The organism is Parvibaculum sp. (assembly GCF_002684405.1).
GTDB lineage: Bacteria > Pseudomonadota > Alphaproteobacteria > Parvibaculales > Parvibaculaceae > Parvibaculum.
The window spans coordinates 1-16,704 of the sequence record NZ_NYVD01000001.1; the positions used below are offsets into that span (position 1 = coordinate 1).

Below are 16,704 nucleotides of genomic sequence, written 5' to 3' on the forward strand. Positions count from 1 at the left end.
TGAATGCGAAATGACCGGCATCGGGCACAATCCGTCCGGCCAGATAGGCCACGATCAGCGCAACACCGCAGGCCAGGGTGAGTATCGCCTTGCGTGTCCGCCACCAAGGGCCGTCGCCAGGATCGAGATGACCGTTGGCGTGGTCATAGTCATGATCGATCTGGTCCAGCGTTTGATCGCCCGCCCGTAGTGCGGGACTGTCCGGCGAGATGTTGTAGCCCAGCGATTTGACGACGTTTTGAATAGCGCTGAACTGAACCGCGTCATGGACCACGTTCAACGTGCCGGCAGTATAGCTGGCGCCGACTTCGGAAACGCCAGGGATCCGGCTTACCGCGGTCTCGATCTTGCTCGCGCAAGCCGCGCAGTCCATTCCTCCAACGCGGTACTTTGTCTTGATCGGTTCTGCCATCCTCGGTCCTTCCATTCGATACCGCGCGATGCTAAATGCTCTAGCGACTAGAGGATCAAGAGGTATTCCATGGCTTTCTCGATTGGCGAGCTTTCGCGCCGCACCGCAGTCAAGGTGCCGACTATCCGGTATTATGAGCAGATCGGGTTGCTGCCCGCGGCACCGCGCACCGACAGCAACCGGCGCCTCTATGGACAAGCCGAGGTCGATCGGCTGAATTTCATCCGGCATTCCCGCGAGTTGGGTTTCGAGATCGACGATATCCGGGAATTGCTAGCCATGTCCGAGCAGCCTCAATCCTCGTGCCACAAGGTCGACAGCATCGCCAACAGCCACCTGGCCGAAATCGACCGCCGGATCGCCAGCCTGACCACGTTGAAGGCCGAACTGGCGCGCATGATCAGCGAGTGCGGTCGCGGCCGCGTCTGCGATTGCCGAATCATCGAGGTGCTGGCCGACCACGGACAATGCCGGACGGAACACCGCCGGTGACCGCTTCGCATTCGCACTGGCCTCATCATCAACCTTTGCGCAGCCGCCGCCCGCACTACCGCCACGGGCATAGCTGATGGTCCGCAGTCTTCTGCTGGCCTCAACACACGCGGCGTGAATTCGGCGTCGAATGGATCGAAACAGCCGACACCGCGCGGCTACTGCTGCGAAGTGCCGATCCGTGCAATCTCCTGATAGGCGTCGATCAAAGGACCGTGCTCCCGAGGGGAATCCGATCCCTCGCGATCCAGTTTCTCCAGTGCTGCGAGCATGAATTCGGCGACGTCCGGTCGATTTTGCCGGCAGGCACATTTGAATACGCGTAGGATATCCCGCTCCAATATTTCGGCTTTTGAGATCATCGCTGCTACCTCCCTAGAGATGCCAAAGCCTGCGCCTTCCAGCGCCGGGAAGGTCAAATCACGTTCTCCTCAGCGGGCTATCGGCCTCAGCCGATCGTGGACAACACCGGAAACGTCTCCAGCAGCCAGAAAGCAAAGGTGGAGAGGTAGCCGGTCATCATGGCGACGCCCATCGCGATCATGACCAATCCGGCCAGCACTCGGAGACTGCGTCCGACGCGCCCAAACGTCTTCAGCTTGGCGGATAGTCTGTCCGTGAAGACTGCGGCAAGCAGGAACGGCACGCCAAGGCCGAGCGAATAGATCGTCAGTAGCGCAATACCATCGGCGAGCGTCGCCGACGCGGCGCCGATCGTCAGGATGGCACCGAGGATCGGACCGATGCACGGTGTCCAGCCAAAGGCGAAGGCCAAGCCGAGGATATAGGCCGAGACGGTTCGTCCGCCGGGCAGATCGAGGTGGAAGCGTGCCTCGCGCATCATCCACGCCGGGCGGATTGTTCCGAGCATGAACAGCCCGAACAGCGTGACGATTCCACCCCCGACGATGTTCAACTCGAACCGGTAGCTGAGCAGCAACTGTCCAAGCGCCGAGGCGCTGGCTCCGAGGATCACGAAAACCGTGGTGAAGCCGAGCACGAAGCAGAGGCTGAGACCGAGCGTCGTGCTTCGGGCGACAACGATCTCACCGGACGGCGAAGCAATGGTCGACCGGCCGGCGACATAGGAAACATACCCTGGCACCAGCGGCAGCACGCAAGGCGACAGGAACGAGATAATGCCGGCCAGGAAGGCGCTGAGGATCCCGATGTTGGAGAGCTCAGGCATTTGGGCAAACTTTCAGAGGCAACTCCGGCTTCATCGATTCTGATCTTTCCGGGCTTGGTCGATCAGCCGCTGCATGGTTTGCAAGTCAGTAGCGCCGCGCAGGATCTCGTCTCCGATGACGAAGCCCGGCGTGCCGTTGATCCGCAGCGCCCGGGCGAGAGCGAGATTGCGCTCGATCTCGGCGTCGATCCCGGGGTCTTGCATATCGATCCGGAGTTGTTCGACATCGAGGCCGATCTCTTCGGCGACAGCGACGACCTGCGCTTCGTCGGCGGCACCTGACACCTGCATCATCGCCTTGTGGAACTGCGGGTAGAGGTTCTGCCTGCGGGCGGCGAGCGCTGCCCTTGCCGCGAGCACGGAATTCGGCCCCAGAATGGGAAACTCCTTGTAGACGATCCGCAATCGGGGATCGCCGTCTTCGGCTTCCACCATCGCCGGCGCGACCTGCCGGCAATAGGGGCAGTTGTAGTCGAAGAACTCGACCAGGGTCACGTCGCCTTGCGGATTGCCGCCGACCGGGCTTTCGGGGCTGTTGAGCAGTTCGTCACTGTGCGCGGCAAGGGCCGCCTGCGCTTCAGTCTGTTCCGCCTGCCGTTGCTTGCGTTCGAGGTTCTGCATGGCCTCGACGAGGACTTCCGGGTTGGCGACGAGATAATCCCGCACCCGCTGTTCGAACGCGTCCTTAGGCAGGTTCTCCGACGCGGTCGGGGGTTGCTGGCCCGCCCGGAACCCGGGATCGAGTAGATACCAGGCACCTGCCGCAATGATGAGAACCAAGGGCAGGAGAAGGAAGCCAAGGCGGCGTCCGGCAAATCTCAAATGATGCGTCAATGTGTTTCTCCCGCCATCAGAACCAGTCCGTCAACCGCTGCCACCATGTCTTCTCGATCGGCGGTTTCCGCGCGTGGGCGTTGTTGATGAGCCCGTTGATGTAGAGGGTCAGATTTGTCTTGCTGAAATCGGAACCATGGAAAATTCCGGCATGCCTTCCGTTGCGGTCGATGACATGCGCCATCGACAACTCCTGGCCGCGGCCGCTAAGCGAGGCAAAGCGATCCGCTGTCGCGGCAGTGGTCTCGTCGTTCGATGGGGATGCGAGCCGCCAGTTCGCCGCGTCCCACGGAGCCTCGATCGAGGCATCTGCGTCATGAACGGTTACGAACGTGACCATTTCCTTCATGGGCGAAACATTCACCTGTCCTTGCACGCCTGCGAGAACGGCCTGCTGTTCGACGCATGGACCGCCACAGTCGGTTGGCACAAAGCTCAGCACGACGATCTGATCATGGAGATCACCGAGGCGCAGGACGTTGCCGCCCGGTTCTTCGAGGCTGAGTTCGGGCGTGGAAGGGCGATCCGTCACCTCGAAGGCCGGCTCCTGTTCGGTCATCACCTCGTCAATGCGCTCACCGGGATGGTGGGCGAATGCCGGATGGACGATCAGCAGGAGGACTGGGATCAGGAAGCGCTTCATTCAGCAGCCTCCCTTGGCCCCTGGGCCGCTATGCCGAGCACCGAAACCTCGACGGTGACCTCTCCGGCGGTCTCGAAGCTGAGCGTCATAGGGAAAGTCGTGCCCTCGCTGAGTTTGTCTTGCAGTGCCATCAGCATCAGGTGCATGCCGCCGGGTGCGAGCGTGACGCGCTCACCCGCCGGCAACTCAAGCGTTTCGATGTGCTTCATGCGGCTTACGTCGCCGTCCTTTTCGACTGCGTGAATCATGACGTGGCCGGCGACAGGCGTGGTCACACCGAGGAGCCGATCTTCCGCGGCACTCTCGATCGTGAGATAGGCCGCGCCGGGACGGGACGCGAGGATGGTCGCGCGCGCCCACGTATCGAAGACGCGGATACTCTCCTCAGCGAGTGCCGGCGATGCAATCGCCCAGACCGCCACCACTATTGCAATCAGTTTTCTCATCATTGTTTCCCGTTCATTCTTGCGAGGACATCGGTGGCCATCTCTTCCGCGGACTGTTCGCCTTCGCGGAAGACATCCTCAAAGCGGCCTTCGGGTGTCATCAGGTAGATGTGCCCAGCGTGCGCCATCAGGTATCCGTCCGGCGCCGTTTCCTCTTCCATCTTCTCGTAGTAGACGCGGAAGGATTGGGCCGCCGCGGCGACCTCGGCTTCCGAGCCGGTGAGGCCTGTCAGTTTCGGGTGGAAGGCTTGGACATATTCCGCCATCACCTCCGGCGTATCGCGGGATGGATCGACGGTGATGAAGATCGGTGCGACGCGCTCGACCTCTCCGCTAAGCCGATCCAGCACATTTGCTATATAGGCGAGCGTGGTCGGGCAGACGTCCGGGCAATGGGTGAATCCGAAGAACACGAGTTGCCAGCGCCCGAGGAAGTCGGCCTCGGTTACGCGATTTCCGTTGTGGTCAATCAACGAAAACTCCGAGCGAATTGCGGCTTCGCCGACGGTGACCGGCGGCGGCTCGCGGACGCCGATCGTCCGGACGAAGTAAGCGCCACCAAGCGCCAGCACAGCAGCGGCCACCAGGATCCATAGGCTGAAGCGTATGCGCCTGAGCTGCGTTGTTTTGGTTGATGCCATATCAGTCATCCTCGAAAGGCCCTGCCCAAGCATGGCCCATCGCGATACGGCCCCTCGATTGTCTGGGTACGTCGCGATGCCAGCCTGTGCCCGGCCCGCCCTCCGGGATGGAGGGCAGGCCGGGATTGGGCGGCTTAACCGTTCGTCCCTGGGGCGCCGTTGTTGTCGGGTGATTTCTCGCGCCACTGCTCGTTGGGCCGTCCGGAGCCGTCATGGCTCATGGACTGCATCATCCTGTTGCAGCCCTCCATCATCTCGCTCATCTGCCCCATCATGTTCATCATTCCCATCATGCTGCCTTGGCCCATCATTGCGTCGCCGGACTCCTCTGAGTCATGGGCGTAGAGCGCGGGTGCAACCGCGAGGCCCGCGATAACGGTGGAAGTAATAGCAAGCGCTTTGATCGATTTACGCATCGGTCGGTCTCCTTTCCCTGAAGTGTTGCGGTTCGGGGCTTGCAAGAAGGGCGGCGTCGCAACTCATGGGAGCCGCGCGGTCAGGCGATGTGTCGAGAGCAACGGCCTGCGTGACTGGCCCTGCGTCCTCGATCTCCGCCGGGTCGGAGTTGCTCGCAGCGGTCGAGCAGGACTTGCCGCCTGATCGGCTCATGCACAGACCGAGCGCGCACATGGCGAGGCAGGGCAACACGCTGATCAGGATCGGCGCGATGCCGGCAGCGGCCAACCAGCTCCAGTTCAACGCCAGGCCCGCCGCGATCGCCAGTCCGGCGAGCACGAGCAGACCGCGTCGGCCGCCGAGGTAATAGCGAAGGGCATAGAGCAGGTCGCGACCGAGCGAGCCGTCTTGAGATTGTGACTGTTGTGTATCGGCCATGGCGGCTTCCTTCTCAGTTTGACGTCAGATGGTTTTTGAGAAATGCGATCATCTCGGGCGTGTCCCACTCGGCCGGACCAACAAGTCGTCCCAATTCGCGGCCCTCGCTGTCGATGAGAAGCGTCGTCGGCAGTCCCGGCGCCTGGAGGTCGAACGAGGCCCGCATGGAGGCGTCGATGTAGAGGCCAAGGTGCTCGATGCCGATCTCGGCATAGAACTTGCGAACCACTTCCGGCCCGGCCCGGTCGACCGAAAGAGCCACGACCTCGAAACCGGGACCGCCAAGTTCCGCCTCAAGCGCGTCCAGCGTCGGCATTTCCTCGCGGCAGGGCACGCACCACGTCGCCCAGATGTTGAGCAACACGGTCTTGCCCCTCAAACGGGTAAGCGTAAGAGCCTCACCGTTCCCGTCCTCAAACGTGATTTCGGGGAGCGGCCGCGGCGCCTCGTGCATCACGAAGGACCGCGACGAGGCCGTCTCAGCCTGTCCTCCGCCTTGAGGCGCACGCACTGGTGTGTCTCCGCTGAAATAAATCACGCTAACGATCGCGATCGCGGCCAGCGCGAGCGTGCCTGCCGCCAGAAATGCGATCGTGCGCTGTCCCTGCAGGAGGATCCTCATTGGCCGTCTCCCGGGGCGTTATCGCTTTCCGCCTGACGGCGCAGTTCATCCACGAGCGGCAAGATGGTGCCGGTGAGCGCCTCTTCGCTCACCGGGCCGATATGCTTGTAAGCAACACGTCCGTCCGCGCCGATGACGAATGTCTCGGGCACGCCGTAGACACCCCAATCGATGGCCACGCGTCCGGTGATGTCGGCCCCGGTGCGCGTGTAGGGATCGCCAAGGCCGTCCAGCCATTTCGCCGCATCGTCCGGCTGATCCTTGTAGTTGAGGCCGTGCAGCGGCACGGTGCCTTGCGCCGCAAGCTTCATGAACAGGGGATGCTCCGCCCGGCAGGCAACGCACCACGACGCGAAAACATTGACCAGCGAGACTTCGTCCTTGAGATTAGTGCTCGACAGTCCGAGCGTCCGGCCCTTGACCGGCGGTAGCGCGAACTTGGGCACTGGCTTGCCGATCAACGTGGACGGAAGCGTGCTCGGATCGCGGGTCAATCCCGAGGCCAGCACCACGGCGAGCATGGCCGCTACAGCAAGCGGCAGGAAGGCCAGGACATTGCGGCGGCGCATTGGGGCCGTGAGATATTCATCAACCCTGTTCATGTGCCATCCCCTTCCTTGGCCGTTATTCGAGCCTGGACCTCCCGCTGGCGTTCGGGCCAGGTGCTCTTGATAAAGGCGAGCACGGCGGCAATCTCCTCGTCGCTCAGGATTTCCCCGAAGGCGAGCATGTCGCTCTCATAGCCCGGGACGACACCGCCGACGCCGAGCTTGGTGATGGCGAATAGGTCCTGATCCGAGTGGTGCCAGGTGTGACCGCTTTCATCGTGCGGCGGTGCCGGCATGCGGCCGTTCTCCAGCCGGCGTTTCCAGTCCGGTTGACCCTCAAGGTTTGCGCCATGGCAGGAGGCACAGTTTTGCGCATAGATATTTTGGCCGAGGGCGATCTGTTCACCCGTCACCGGCTGGCCAAGGAACGTCACGTCCGCCGCTTGCACATCGCCACCCTGCACTTGCGCAAACGAGGCGATGGCCGCCAGGCTCGCAACGGCGACAGCGGAAACGAGGATCACGTTGTGCCTCATTGCGACCCCCGCAGGTATTTCACCAGCGCGAAGAGGCCGAAGATCAGGACAGCGAGGAACAGGAGCGCCCCTAGAACAACTCCAGCCATCATCAACATCATCATGGACCCGTCCATCATCGTTCCGTCCATGGGATCATTCCTCGGAGTAGACGGTGACGCCGTCCTCGCCGAAGGCGAAGGTCTTCAGCGTGCCGGTCTTTTCACGCGCCATGCCGGGCGCGTTGGCCGGCATGCCGGGCAGCGTGATCCCTGTGATGTCAGGCCGCTCGGCGACAAGCCGCTCGATGATCTCGACCGGCACGAGGCCGCTGACGACATAACCGTCGATCTCGGCCAGGTGGCACCCAATCCCCTGACGCGGAACCCCTGCCTCTATCGAGCGCTGATCGAAGTTGGGGTCATCGACGCGCGTCACCTCGTAGCCATTGCCTTCCAGATAGTCGGCGTAGGCATCGCAGCACCCGCAGCCCGGATCGCGCCAGATGGTGATCGCCTTGTTGTCCGAGGCTGCCGCGACGGATGTTCCTTGCAGAAGCGCGTTGGGCGAGCCCAGTGACCAGTATGCGATGCCGCCAACGGCAACCACGGCGACGACGGCTACAGCAATTGTTTTCCTGTTCATGACATTCTCCGTTATGCGCGCGCGAGCGCGGTCCAGTTCGCGCCGCCGTCGCGGCTCTCAACGAGGCCGCCACCAGTGATGGCGACGACATGATCGGCATTGGTGGGGTGAACAGCGACGGCCAGCGCGCGCGTGTTCGACTTCTGCGACCACACGACGCCAGCATCCTGCGATTCCCAGATGCCCGAAGGCAGCGCGGCGTAAAGCCGAGCAGGCAATGAAGCCGCACTGACCAAGGCGTTGATCGTCTCGCCTTCGGGAAGGGGCGCCTCCGTCGGAGCCGGTTTCCCCGAGACAAGCGCGTCCATCGCATCGCCCGGCTGCACGTCCTGCCAGCGGCAGAAGCAATCCGGTACGCGGGTGAGACCCAGTTCGGTCCCGGCATAGATCCAGATGCCGCCCATGCCGGTTGCCAGATCGACCGAGGCCAATGCCGTCAGATCACGCTCGGCGTCTGCGAGCCACGGCCGATCCATCGCGAGGACCCATGATCGACCGGCATCCCCGCTTTTCCATAGGCCGTCGCCGCGAATGGCGGCATAGATTGTATCCGGCTCAGCCGCTGCCACGGTCACTGCTGTTGCCGGGGCGGCGGGCAAGCCTTGGCTTCTCGCCTCCCAGTTCTTTCCGCCATCTTCAGAGACGGCGACGCCGCCGCCCGCCAGACCCGCCGCAATCCGGCCCGGCCGGCCCGGATGCGTCGCGAGCGAGAGGATGCCGCCTGCCGCCGGACCGGACAATTCTAACCAGCCGCCGGCGCCATTGCTGCGGGAAAGGGTGCCTTCGGCCAGGATCAAGGCATCGCCATCGAAGGCGATAGCGGGACCGCTTGCCCCGGGTGCGGCGCGAAGGCTGGACGGCAGGCCGATCAGTCCGGCGCCCGCCACCATCGCACCAAGGAAGACGCGTCTGGAAAAACGAGTGGAGTGTCTGGGCGTCGTTATCATGTTGGTGTCTTTCATGTTCAGCGCGCCTCACAGCGTTCGGTGACGAGATGTTCGAGATCGGTGAGGCTGGAGAAAATCACCGAGAAGCGGTCACCGCCCATGCCGGCTCCAAGGATCGCGGCGACGCCGGCCGGCGGGCCGGATTCGACGCTGTCGATCTTGAGCCGGATGTTCTTCTCCCAGTACGGGGTTTCCCGGCCGTCGCCGGTGGTGATGAAATAGCTGTCACCGCAATGGCGGATTGCCGTGACACGCATTTCAGGCGGTGGATCGCCGATCGGCTCCGGCGCTCCGGCCCGCAGCCAGCCTGCCGGGATGAGACCGTCGTCAACGGCTTTCCTGCCGCCGCCGGGCTGGCCGGCGATTTCGAGGAAGGCGACGAGGTCGGCGCGCGTCTGAGGGTCGTCGATTCCGCGGAATGTCATGTAGGTGTCGGGGATCATGCCCGCCGGGTCTTTCAGCCAACCGTCGAGCGCGGCCGCATTCCAGGAGAAGCCTGCGTCCCGCAGTCCCGTCGAATAGCGCACGAACCCCTCCGCCGTGCCCGCCATGCGCCCCATGAAGCCGTCGAGGCTCGGACCGCTCAGATGCAGCCCGGGCTCAAGGGCATGGCACGCGACGCAGGCGCGATAGACCTGCGCGCCGCGCCGCGCGTCCCCGTCTGCGAGTGCGGCCGAGCTGACCGAAAGGCCGGCCAATGCGGCAAGGGCTATCCGGCTCATATTCGCTCATCCTTCCCGGAAACGCGGATCACCCCCATCATCCCGGCGGCCTGGTGCTCGAGGATGTGACAGTGGAACATCCAGTCGCCCGGATTGTCGGCGACGAAGGCGATCTCGACCTTCTCGCGCGGCGCCATCAACACCGTGTCCTGCCACTCGCGGTGCGCCGTTGGCTGGCCGTCCCGCGACAGGACGCGGAAGGAATGTCCGTGCAGGTGGATGGGGTGATGCCAGGCCGTCGCGTTGGTCATTGTCAGGACGCAGGTGCGGCCGTGCGGGAGCGTCAGCAGCGGATCCATGACATGGCCGGTGGCGGCCTTGCCGTTGATGAACCAGATGCCCTCGCCATGCATCATGTTCATCATGTTGCCCATCATGCCGCCGGACGCTCCGTCCCCCATGCTGCCGCCCATTTCGGCCATGACCATCTGGCCCATCATGCCGCCGTTGAATGTGACCTCGTGGCGGATCGCGTCGCGCAGGTCCGGCTCGGCAAGCGGATTGGCCGGCAGCTCCACAGGCCAGTCCGGAGGACCCCCCCTCAGGACTGCTTCCGCATGGGCGAGATCGAGCAACCGGTACTCCAGCCCCTGGTAGAACCGATCCACCACAGTGGTCCGGCTGCCCGGCCGGCCGGTCATGTCGAGGATCAGGTCCATCCGCATGGCCGGACCGAGCACGACGAGCCCGTTCGCCGGCGCGTGGGCCGTCACGGGTTGCCCGTCGAGAGCGATCACGATCGGCTCGAGATCGGCAAAATCCAGCGCGAAGATGCGGGCATTGGCGGCGTTGATCAGGCGCAGCCGGACCCGTTCGCCCGCGCGTACCGCAATGCTCTCCGGGACCCGGCCATTGATGGTGACCGTGTTGCCGATGCGGCCGTTGTGCATCAAGTCATGCCGGTTGCCGAAATCGTCGCTGATCACCGCGGATTTGGTCAGCCGCCAGTCGTCCAGAATCCAGGTCAGCTCGCGATCGACGCGAACTGGCTCGGCTTCCTCGATAATCAGGGGGCCATAGAGACCGCGCCCCACCTGCACCGTGCTGTTCTGGTGCGGGTGATACCAGAAGGTGCCGGCATCGACGGCGTCGAACTCGTAGGTGAAGGTCTCACCGGGAGCGATCGGCTCTTGGGTCAGATGCGGCACGCCGTCCATGGCGTTCGGCGTGCGCACGCCGTGCCAGTGAACGGTGGTTTCCTCATCGAGGGCGTTCTCGACAATGACGCGCAGGCGGTCGCCTTGGCGGACACGGACTTCCGGGCCGGGCACGGTCCCGTTGTAGGCCCAGACCGGCGTTTCTCCGTAAGGCCCCGGAACGAGGTGCGTCCGTCCCAGTGCCGCCCTCAACCGGAACTCCTTGACAGAAGCGGCCCGAGCGTTCCGGAGTCCCGAAACCGGAAGCACCGTACTGGCCGCAAGAGCCGCGGCGGATGTGAGAAAGGCCCGACGTGTCGGCGCCGGCAGATACAAGACCATGATGTTCCAACCATCCTAAGAGGGCGCTCATGCCCGCAGCGCGCTACTTGCGCGAAACGAAGCGGGATCATGGGTGGCCAGTGTGACCGCGCATGATTTCAGGCGCCGCGAACCGGAGGAACTCCGGGCGGCGTCAGCTCAGGATGATGGATCGGGGAGGATAAGGGTCCGGCGGTCCGGTGCGCCCGACTACGCTTTGGAGAACCAGGCTCTCGGTGGTCGTCTCAGCCCCGGGCAGGCTTGGCTCGTCCGACGGCACAACAGCCAGGATCGGCGATACGCAAGCATTGTCGCACGAAGGCATATCGCCGGTACCGTCCGCGCAGTCTTGGCAGTCGCCCATGTCCGCGCCATCGATCGCGGCAAGCGTCATCATCGCGCTCATGGTGGCGGCATTCACCGCATGCACGACCGTTCCCGCCGCGAATGCGGCAAGCATCAGGATCATGAAAGTGCGGACGTACCTTGTCATCTCACATTGAATACCTCGAAGCCACTGTGCTGTCGATATCCGTTCTGTCGCAGTCGCGACGCGGGTCCGATCGGCGATCAGGAAGACTAAGGCTATCGTTTCGTTGGATTCGCATCCTTAATTCAGCTGTTCGCTTTCATCCAAGGAACCATGCACTCAGCCTGATCCGTGTCTCCTTCACATCCTATTTCGCAATTTGGTTGCGGGGTGATTTGAACCTGCATACTAAGGTATTGATTTTATTGAATTAATACTTTGGTCGCTTGCCTCGACAAAACAAAACCCCAGCAACTCGTTGAGTTAACTGGGGTTTTTCGTATCGATTGGTTGCGGGGGCTCGCAACCACCGATACCGACATTCGTTACATGTACATGTCTAGTATGGACGCACGCCCAGTTGTGCACGATAGCGTCTTTTGCTGAACATCGGTCAGAAGTCCCCTTCGAAATGGAGCGCAAGTGTTTCGTGCTGCTTGCCCAGAGTCCCGTCTTTGCGGAACCGCGTACCATTGAGGATGAAAGTGGCCCCCTTATCGCTCGCGTGAAGGCTGACGTCACTCACGGACAAACGCAGGAAGCGGCCACGATTTTCAGCGACCACGATATCTCCGAACTCGACGCCCAGAATCGACTGAGCCAGTGCGGATCGCTCGGCTTCGAGTTCGCTCTCCCATCGCTCCAACTCGTCCTGCAAATGTTCCCACGCTTTGCGTGCCGCTCGAAACGGATTGCCCTGGCCGAACCATATTCTGTCTGCCAGTGCGAGTGTCTGATCAGGAACATTCCGCTCCATTCCATAGGCCGAATGAGAAATCATTTCGTGAACGCGATCGAGTTCCAGAAGGGCTTGAAGACGCTCGCGATACGGCCTGATTGCGGCTCTTGAAATTGCCGGAGACAACGACACTTCCCGGACTGGCATGTAATCGATCGGCATGATCGACTGCAGGTTCAGTCTGCCGATCGTCACACGTTCCGGCGGATCTTCCTCGCGCCAGGCCTTGCGCATCGCTTCAACCCAGATTTCGGTTCTCGATACACACAACGTGCTTTCCAAAAGAAGATAGGTGTCCGGGCCATGGACGTGATGAGCGGACCAGGCATGATCGCATGCCATCAAAGGCATGACGACGTGACGCAATTCATGTTCGCGGACCAGGCGAACAAGCGACGCAATCCGTTCCTGTAGCGGCACCGTCAAGCGCACCAGCACCGCTGGACCGCTCGCCCTGTACCAGTTTCGATTTCCTTCGCTCTCGAACATCAACAGTTGCGGGCGCGCCATCGGCATGAGCTTCTCGACGACCTTCGATGCACTCGCCTGTACGGAGTGGTTCCATCGCGTCTCCACCGCCCCGTCCTTGACCCAGTCATGTCCTCGACCCTGAATAAGAAGCAGGATTTGAGAAGCAATGTCCGCATCGAGATCGGGCAATCGCCCCGCCCGCAATTCGGCCTGATCGATCCCAATGCCTTGGCGTTTAAGATCCGACAGCGCAGCTTGGTAGAATTGTTGCTGTAGCTTCGACAGCAACCCCGCGGATTTGGCTCGCACGGTTTCACGTCGCCTGCGATCAACCTCTTCTCGGAAGGCAGCCAACGGCGGGCGCCTTGGCGTCTGCCCTGATCTCACGCGAGCCCAGTACCCGCGCGGCGGTTTCGGAACCTGAAGCCGCGCGCACAACTTGGCGATCGCCACGTCCGACACGCCGAGTTCCTTTGCCACCTCCTGAGTTGGTTTCTCCCAAACGAGCGCAAATAGCTCTTCTCGCGAAATATCTCGTCTTGGCATTTCAACTTCATAGCTTCATGTAGCGTCAGGTTTTAGCCCACCGGTAGAGTACTGGTATACCGGCTTAAGAAGACAAAGATTTTGCTTTAGAAATTACAGTACCCAGCTCGGGACAGTGGCTACCATCCATTGTGGAAGAGCCTGACAGGCTCTTCCAATCAACCACTTATTCGATCGATTTCTCGATGAAGCCGAGCGTATTAGCGTTCTCGACCAGCGTTCGTACCTTGGAGCGCTCGAGACCGTCCGGCACTTCTGCCTCGATCTCCAGCCTGAGCTTCACCTGGCTGCCCGGCAGCGTCGTGAGTTGCTCAACGATCGCCTCGACGATCTGATGGATGTCCCTTGCCGGCCGCTCTGACGAGATCATGACAGTCCCGGCAAACCGGGTCGGCATCTTTTCCGAAGGAGGCGAGGCTGGGATCCCGCCCGCGGGCTGCTCTCCGGTCTCCGGCGGTTTCTCGCCAGGCGCCTCTGGACCACCGGTCGGGCCAGGCTGCGCAGCGGGCGGCCTGTGCGCTTCGGCAACGTCAGGTTTCACGATGACGCTGTCGCTGTCGATGACCACGATCGCATTGCTGGCTCGTTCGATTGCGAGCCCCAGATAGGAGACCGTCTTCTCGTCCCATCGCTCGGCATAGGCGAAGGGTCCGGGCAGCATGCCGCTGATGGCTGCCTGCACGGCCTTGATCAAGACGTCCTGGTTCTTCAGCCGCGGCAGATAGATGTGGCGGTTAAGATATTCCCGCAGATCCTTCAGCGACAGGTGCGGCTTGCCGTTCCAGATGTATTTCTGGAGGTCGCGATCGAGGCGCGATGGCCCCAGTTCGGTGAGCAAGCCTTCCTCGGCCACGAGCTTCTTGCTCGCGCGCGCCAGCAGCCCGTCCTGCGCCGGAATTTTACCCGACACCCACTCGACATCGGCCTGGGCACTCTCCTGCGCCGGATAGTGCAGATAGCACCACGCCTCCTTGAGACGCGTCTTAATCGTCTCGTTCGCTTCGGCCAGTTTGGCCTTGGCGAGCGCGCTGTCGCTCTGGGTGAGGTTGAGCCGATCGGTATCGCGAACGATCTCGCCCCACGCCAGAGAGGCGCGCACGGCGTCTTTCAGGTTGTCGAGCTGGCGGGCATCCGCAGCGATGAACACCAGCGTATTCCGATACACGCGCGGCGTGCTGCCGCGCTGCATCAGGATGTCCTTCGCCTCGATAAGCGCTTCCGAGGTGTCGCGCCCGTTGTGCGGATGCGCGACCCCCAGTACCACGGCCCGCACGCCGCCGGCTTCATCGGGCACCTCGGCCGATGAGGCTGGCGCGACCTGCCGGGCGTCGAAATGCCCACGATCCGCGAGGCCATTCAAATATTTGCCGAGTTCCGCGTCGATCGTCACGTCGACCAACGCCGCCTCGATCTGCGCCGCCTTATCCGCGGCAATACGGTTGAGGCTGGCCGACATGGAGTACCAGTAGCGGCCAAGATCGGCGTGCATGAACTTGGCCTGGTTGGTCAGCCGCCGGAGCGCATCGCCGAAGATCGCCGGGCGCTCTCCGGGCTGCACGACTCCAAGATTGATCTGCTTGTCGTCCAGACCGGTGTTCTGCTGCTGGTGCGTCGGCGCGGTTCCCATGAAGATCGTCCGGGCGACCCGCCTGGTCGCCGAGTATCGGTTCAGGTTCGGCGCCGACTGATCGATCTTGTAGGGCGTGGACGTCGTGCCATCGACATCACCGGCTATGATCGACTGCCAACTCACGTCGAGATAGTGCAGCAACTCCGGCTCGACGCGCGGCGAGCTAACTGCGACGCTGCCGGGCATAATCATCACAGAGGGATCGCCGTTCATCCAAAGTTCGTGGATGGCCTGTGCCATCAGCCGCAGCACACCGCGTGTGCGCTGGAATTTTTCGAGCGACCCCCAGCTCGTGTAGAGCTGGTCGAACAGCTCAGGATGGATTGGGTAGGCCTTCTCCAGCTTGCGCCGATAGTCCTCGTCTGCGCAGCCCTGTGGGAAGTCGTTGGCGTTCTCCCGATAAAGCTTCGCGAACTGCTTCAGTGTGTTATCGCGGTGATGGAACTTGTCGCCAGGGATTTCCTTGAACAGCCGCCGCCGGACAATCTCATAGCTCTCCTCCTGGCTCGCCGGGCGCCACGAGGATTCGACCCGGCTGAAGGTCTGCTTGAGACGGGCCAGCGCTTCCTGACCACCTTCGCCGCCGACCTCGATCTGAGACGCCGGCAGGGAGGCGACCAGCAGTGTCCGCGGGCTGGCCTTAACAGCTTCGGTGAGCGACTGGACGAACGAGAGGTTCGCATCGAACGAGCCCGAAGGCAGCCCCTCGACCTTATAGATCTGCCGCAGATAGGCGACCCATTCGTCGATCAGGATGAGGCAGGGCGCGCACTTCTTGAAAATCGCCTCAAGTACCTCGGAGCCGGGTGCGATTCCGCTGGCATCGTTCTCGGCGATCATGTCGAACGCTTCGGCCCCGCCAAGCTGCCACGCCAACTCGCCCCAGGTCGTACGGATCTTGCGGCCACCCTCCGCATTGAGCACGTCCTGTGGCCCCCGCGATGTGCCTACCAGCACTGCGCGATTGATACTTGCGGGCACACTCAAGCCATGCTTCTCGATCAACTGATCCAGTCCCGACAGGTCCTGAGCCAGTGTACCACCCGCCATGTGATAGAGGGCGAGCATCGAGTGCGTCTTGCCGCCACCGAAATTGGTTTGCAGCTCGACCACCGGATCGCCGCCGCTGCCGGAGAGCCGCTTCGCTGCCCCGATCAAGAGCGCGCTGAGGCCATCCGTCAGATAGGTTCGGCTGAAAAACTGCTTGGGTTCGCGATACTCGGCCGGCGCACTTCCCGAATGCACCTTGGCCAGATCGGCTGCGAACTCGGCCTGCTGGAACTCACCGGTGGCGACATCCTGGTGGGGCTCAACTACCTCGCGCCAAGGGAGCAGGCCCGCGACGGTCTCGACAGAGATTTCCAAGCGCTGGGTTTTTCGGCGCTCCTCGTTGCGCTGAAGCTCGGAGAATTTCGTACGCAGGATTGTATCCCGCATCTTGGAAAGCTGTTCGGCTGTCTCGCCGGCACTGATCGCTTCCATCAGCCGCCGCATGGAGTCGAGCGCGCGTTCGGCGTCGTCATAGGTGAAGTTCTCATTGTGCGAGAGCTTGTGGCGGACATCGAGCAACTCGTTGACGATCGACCGTTCGGCGCGGCCAAGGACCGCCTTGAACGCCTCGGGCCAGAAGCGGTCCATCGTGTTGAAGAGCGCTGCCTGATCCCAACTAACGGTGCCGTCGCTGTTGGGGCGAAGGTTCTGTAGTTTTTCGAGAATCTGAACCTGCCAGTGCCCCTTGAGCGAGCTCTCAAGCCTCTTTTCGACGAAGGGAATGAGCGCCGCCGGCAGCAGCTCCATTCCTTCAAATACGTGTTGACGTGTACTCTTGGCCACGTTTCGTCC

21 protein-coding genes are annotated in these 16,704 nt (G+C 62.3%); 1 reads left to right on the forward strand and 20 read right to left on the reverse strand.

Annotated elements, in window-relative coordinates; all coding sequences use genetic code 11:
* The coding region (locus CMI59_RS00005; protein ID WP_293323023.1) for a cation transporter at nt 1-412 on the reverse strand (412 nt) is incomplete at its 3' end.
* A 69-nt stretch (nt 413-481) separates the two neighbouring features.
* On the opposite strand from CMI59_RS00005, the gene CMI59_RS00010 reads away from it, so the two are divergent.
* Nucleotides 482-904 (forward strand): helix-turn-helix domain-containing protein, encoded by a 423-nt coding sequence (locus CMI59_RS00010; protein ID WP_293323024.1) that lies wholly within the window; start codon nt 482-484, stop codon nt 902-904.
* Nucleotides 905-1,062: 158 nt separating this feature from the next.
* Here CMI59_RS00010 and CMI59_RS00015 read toward each other — a convergent pair whose 3' ends face one another.
* The 19 genes from CMI59_RS00015 to CMI59_RS00105 form a co-directional block, all read right to left on the reverse strand.
* Nucleotides 1,063-1,323, reverse strand: coding sequence for a hypothetical protein (locus CMI59_RS00015; protein ID WP_293323025.1), 261 nt, complete (start codon nt 1,321-1,323; stop codon nt 1,063-1,065).
* Between the two features lie 29 nt (nt 1,324-1,352).
* Nucleotides 1,353-2,093 (reverse strand): cytochrome c biogenesis protein CcdA, encoded by a 741-nt coding sequence (locus tag CMI59_RS00020; protein WP_293323026.1) that lies wholly within the window; start codon nt 2,091-2,093, stop codon nt 1,353-1,355.
* 30 nt (nt 2,094-2,123) lie between these two features.
* Complete coding sequence (locus tag CMI59_RS00025) at nt 2,124-2,927, reverse strand: DsbA family protein (RefSeq protein ID WP_293323027.1); 804 nt, start codon at nt 2,925-2,927, stop codon at nt 2,124-2,126.
* Nucleotides 2,928-2,943: 16 nt separating this feature from the next.
* Nucleotides 2,944-3,570 (reverse strand): hypothetical protein, encoded by a 627-nt coding sequence (locus CMI59_RS00030; RefSeq protein WP_293323028.1) that lies wholly within the window; start codon nt 3,568-3,570, stop codon nt 2,944-2,946.
* Complete coding sequence (locus CMI59_RS00035; protein WP_293323029.1) at nt 3,567-4,016, reverse strand: copper chaperone PCu(A)C; 450 nt, start codon at nt 4,014-4,016, stop codon at nt 3,567-3,569. The genes CMI59_RS00030 and CMI59_RS00035 overlap by 4 nt, the downstream gene beginning before the upstream one ends.
* Nucleotides 4,016-4,657 carry an SCO family protein gene (locus CMI59_RS00040; protein WP_293323030.1) on the reverse strand — a complete coding sequence of 214 codons (642 nt, stop codon included), beginning with the start codon at nt 4,655-4,657 and terminating at the stop codon, nt 4,016-4,018. The genes CMI59_RS00035 and CMI59_RS00040 overlap by 1 nt, the downstream gene beginning before the upstream one ends.
* A gap of 134 nt (nt 4,658-4,791) precedes the next feature.
* A complete protein-coding gene (locus tag CMI59_RS00045) occupies nt 4,792-5,073 on the reverse strand; it encodes a hypothetical protein (RefSeq protein ID WP_293323031.1) in 282 nt (93 codons plus the stop codon).
* Nucleotides 5,066-5,491 (reverse strand): hypothetical protein, encoded by a 426-nt coding sequence (locus CMI59_RS00050; RefSeq protein ID WP_293323032.1) that lies wholly within the window; start codon nt 5,489-5,491, stop codon nt 5,066-5,068. Before CMI59_RS00050 ends, CMI59_RS00045 begins: the two co-directional genes overlap by 8 nt.
* Nucleotides 5,492-5,504: 13 nt before the next feature.
* Nucleotides 5,505-6,113 carry a redoxin family protein gene (locus CMI59_RS00055; RefSeq protein ID WP_293323033.1) on the reverse strand — a complete coding sequence of 203 codons (609 nt, stop codon included), beginning with the start codon at nt 6,111-6,113 and terminating at the stop codon, nt 5,505-5,507.
* Nucleotides 6,110-6,715, reverse strand: coding sequence for a DsbE family thiol:disulfide interchange protein (locus CMI59_RS00060; RefSeq protein WP_293323035.1), 606 nt, complete (start codon nt 6,713-6,715; stop codon nt 6,110-6,112). Before CMI59_RS00060 ends, CMI59_RS00055 begins: the two co-directional genes overlap by 4 nt.
* Nucleotides 6,712-7,182, reverse strand: a complete 471-nt coding sequence (locus CMI59_RS00065; protein WP_293323081.1) for a cytochrome c — start codon at nt 7,180-7,182, stop codon at nt 6,712-6,714. The genes CMI59_RS00060 and CMI59_RS00065 overlap by 4 nt, the downstream gene beginning before the upstream one ends.
* A gap of 11 nt (nt 7,183-7,193) precedes the next feature.
* Complete coding sequence (locus CMI59_RS00070) at nt 7,194-7,328, reverse strand: hypothetical protein (protein ID WP_293323037.1); 135 nt, start codon at nt 7,326-7,328, stop codon at nt 7,194-7,196.
* Nucleotides 7,329-7,332: 4 nt separating this feature from the next.
* Nucleotides 7,333-7,821 (reverse strand): DUF411 domain-containing protein, encoded by a 489-nt coding sequence (locus CMI59_RS00075; protein ID WP_293323039.1) that lies wholly within the window; start codon nt 7,819-7,821, stop codon nt 7,333-7,335.
* Nucleotides 7,822-7,832: 11 nt separating this feature from the next.
* Entirely contained in the window at nt 7,833-8,783 is a 951-nt protein-coding gene (locus CMI59_RS00080; RefSeq protein WP_293323041.1) for a hypothetical protein, read from the reverse strand.
* A 2-nt stretch (nt 8,784-8,785) separates the two neighbouring features.
* Nucleotides 8,786-9,490, reverse strand: coding sequence for a c-type cytochrome (locus CMI59_RS00085; protein WP_293323043.1), 705 nt, complete (start codon nt 9,488-9,490; stop codon nt 8,786-8,788).
* A complete protein-coding gene (locus tag CMI59_RS00090) occupies nt 9,487-10,839 on the reverse strand; it encodes a multicopper oxidase family protein (protein ID WP_363102350.1) in 1,353 nt (450 codons plus the stop codon). Before CMI59_RS00090 ends, CMI59_RS00085 begins: the two co-directional genes overlap by 4 nt.
* 262 nt (nt 10,840-11,101) lie before the next feature.
* Nucleotides 11,102-11,440 carry a hypothetical protein gene (locus CMI59_RS00095; RefSeq protein WP_293323047.1) on the reverse strand — a complete coding sequence of 113 codons (339 nt, stop codon included), beginning with the start codon at nt 11,438-11,440 and terminating at the stop codon, nt 11,102-11,104.
* 430 nt (nt 11,441-11,870) lie between these two features.
* The gene (locus CMI59_RS00100; protein ID WP_293323049.1) at nt 11,871-13,166 is read right to left on the reverse strand and encodes a hypothetical protein; all 1,296 of its coding nucleotides are present in this window, start codon (nt 13,164-13,166) and stop codon (nt 11,871-11,873) included.
* Between the two features lie 232 nt (nt 13,167-13,398).
* Nucleotides 13,399-16,695: a DUF499 domain-containing protein gene (locus tag CMI59_RS00105; RefSeq protein WP_293323051.1), complete on the reverse strand. Its 3,297-nt coding sequence runs from the start codon at nt 16,693-16,695 to the stop codon at nt 13,399-13,401.
* Nucleotides 16,696-16,704: the final 9 nt, after the last annotated feature.

What these genes read in the sequence shown, in the direction of transcription:
- CMI59_RS00010 (WP_293323024.1), top strand. Translation starts at nt 482, where the DNA reads ATGGCTTTCTCGATTGGCGAGCTTTCGCGCCGCACCGCAGTCAAGGTG.
- CMI59_RS00020 (WP_293323026.1), bottom strand. Translation starts at nt 2,093, where the DNA reads ATGCCTGAGCTCTCCAACATCGGGATCCTCAGCGCCTTCCTGGCCGGC.
- CMI59_RS00030 (WP_293323028.1), bottom strand. Translation starts at nt 3,570, where the DNA reads ATGAAGCGCTTCCTGATCCCAGTCCTCCTGCTGATCGTCCATCCGGCA.
- CMI59_RS00035 (WP_293323029.1), bottom strand. Translation starts at nt 4,016, where the DNA reads ATGAGAAAACTGATTGCAATAGTGGTGGCGGTCTGGGCGATTGCATCG.
- CMI59_RS00040 (WP_293323030.1), bottom strand. Translation starts at nt 4,657, where the DNA reads ATGGCATCAACCAAAACAACGCAGCTCAGGCGCATACGCTTCAGCCTA.
- CMI59_RS00045 (WP_293323031.1), bottom strand. Translation starts at nt 5,073, where the DNA reads ATGCGTAAATCGATCAAAGCGCTTGCTATTACTTCCACCGTTATCGCG.
- CMI59_RS00050 (WP_293323032.1), bottom strand. Translation starts at nt 5,491, where the DNA reads ATGGCCGATACACAACAGTCACAATCTCAAGACGGCTCGCTCGGTCGC.
- CMI59_RS00055 (WP_293323033.1), bottom strand. Translation starts at nt 6,113, where the DNA reads ATGAGGATCCTCCTGCAGGGACAGCGCACGATCGCATTTCTGGCGGCA.
- CMI59_RS00060 (WP_293323035.1), bottom strand. Translation starts at nt 6,715, where the DNA reads ATGAACAGGGTTGATGAATATCTCACGGCCCCAATGCGCCGCCGCAAT.
- CMI59_RS00070 (WP_293323037.1), bottom strand. Translation starts at nt 7,328, where the DNA reads ATGGACGGAACGATGATGGACGGGTCCATGATGATGTTGATGATGGCT.
- CMI59_RS00075 (WP_293323039.1), bottom strand. Translation starts at nt 7,821, where the DNA reads ATGAACAGGAAAACAATTGCTGTAGCCGTCGTCGCCGTGGTTGCCGTT.
- CMI59_RS00080 (WP_293323041.1), bottom strand. Translation starts at nt 8,783, where the DNA reads ATGAAAGACACCAACATGATAACGACGCCCAGACACTCCACTCGTTTT.
- CMI59_RS00085 (WP_293323043.1), bottom strand. Translation starts at nt 9,490, where the DNA reads ATGAGCCGGATAGCCCTTGCCGCATTGGCCGGCCTTTCGGTCAGCTCG.
- CMI59_RS00095 (WP_293323047.1), bottom strand. Translation starts at nt 11,440, where the DNA reads ATGACAAGGTACGTCCGCACTTTCATGATCCTGATGCTTGCCGCATTC.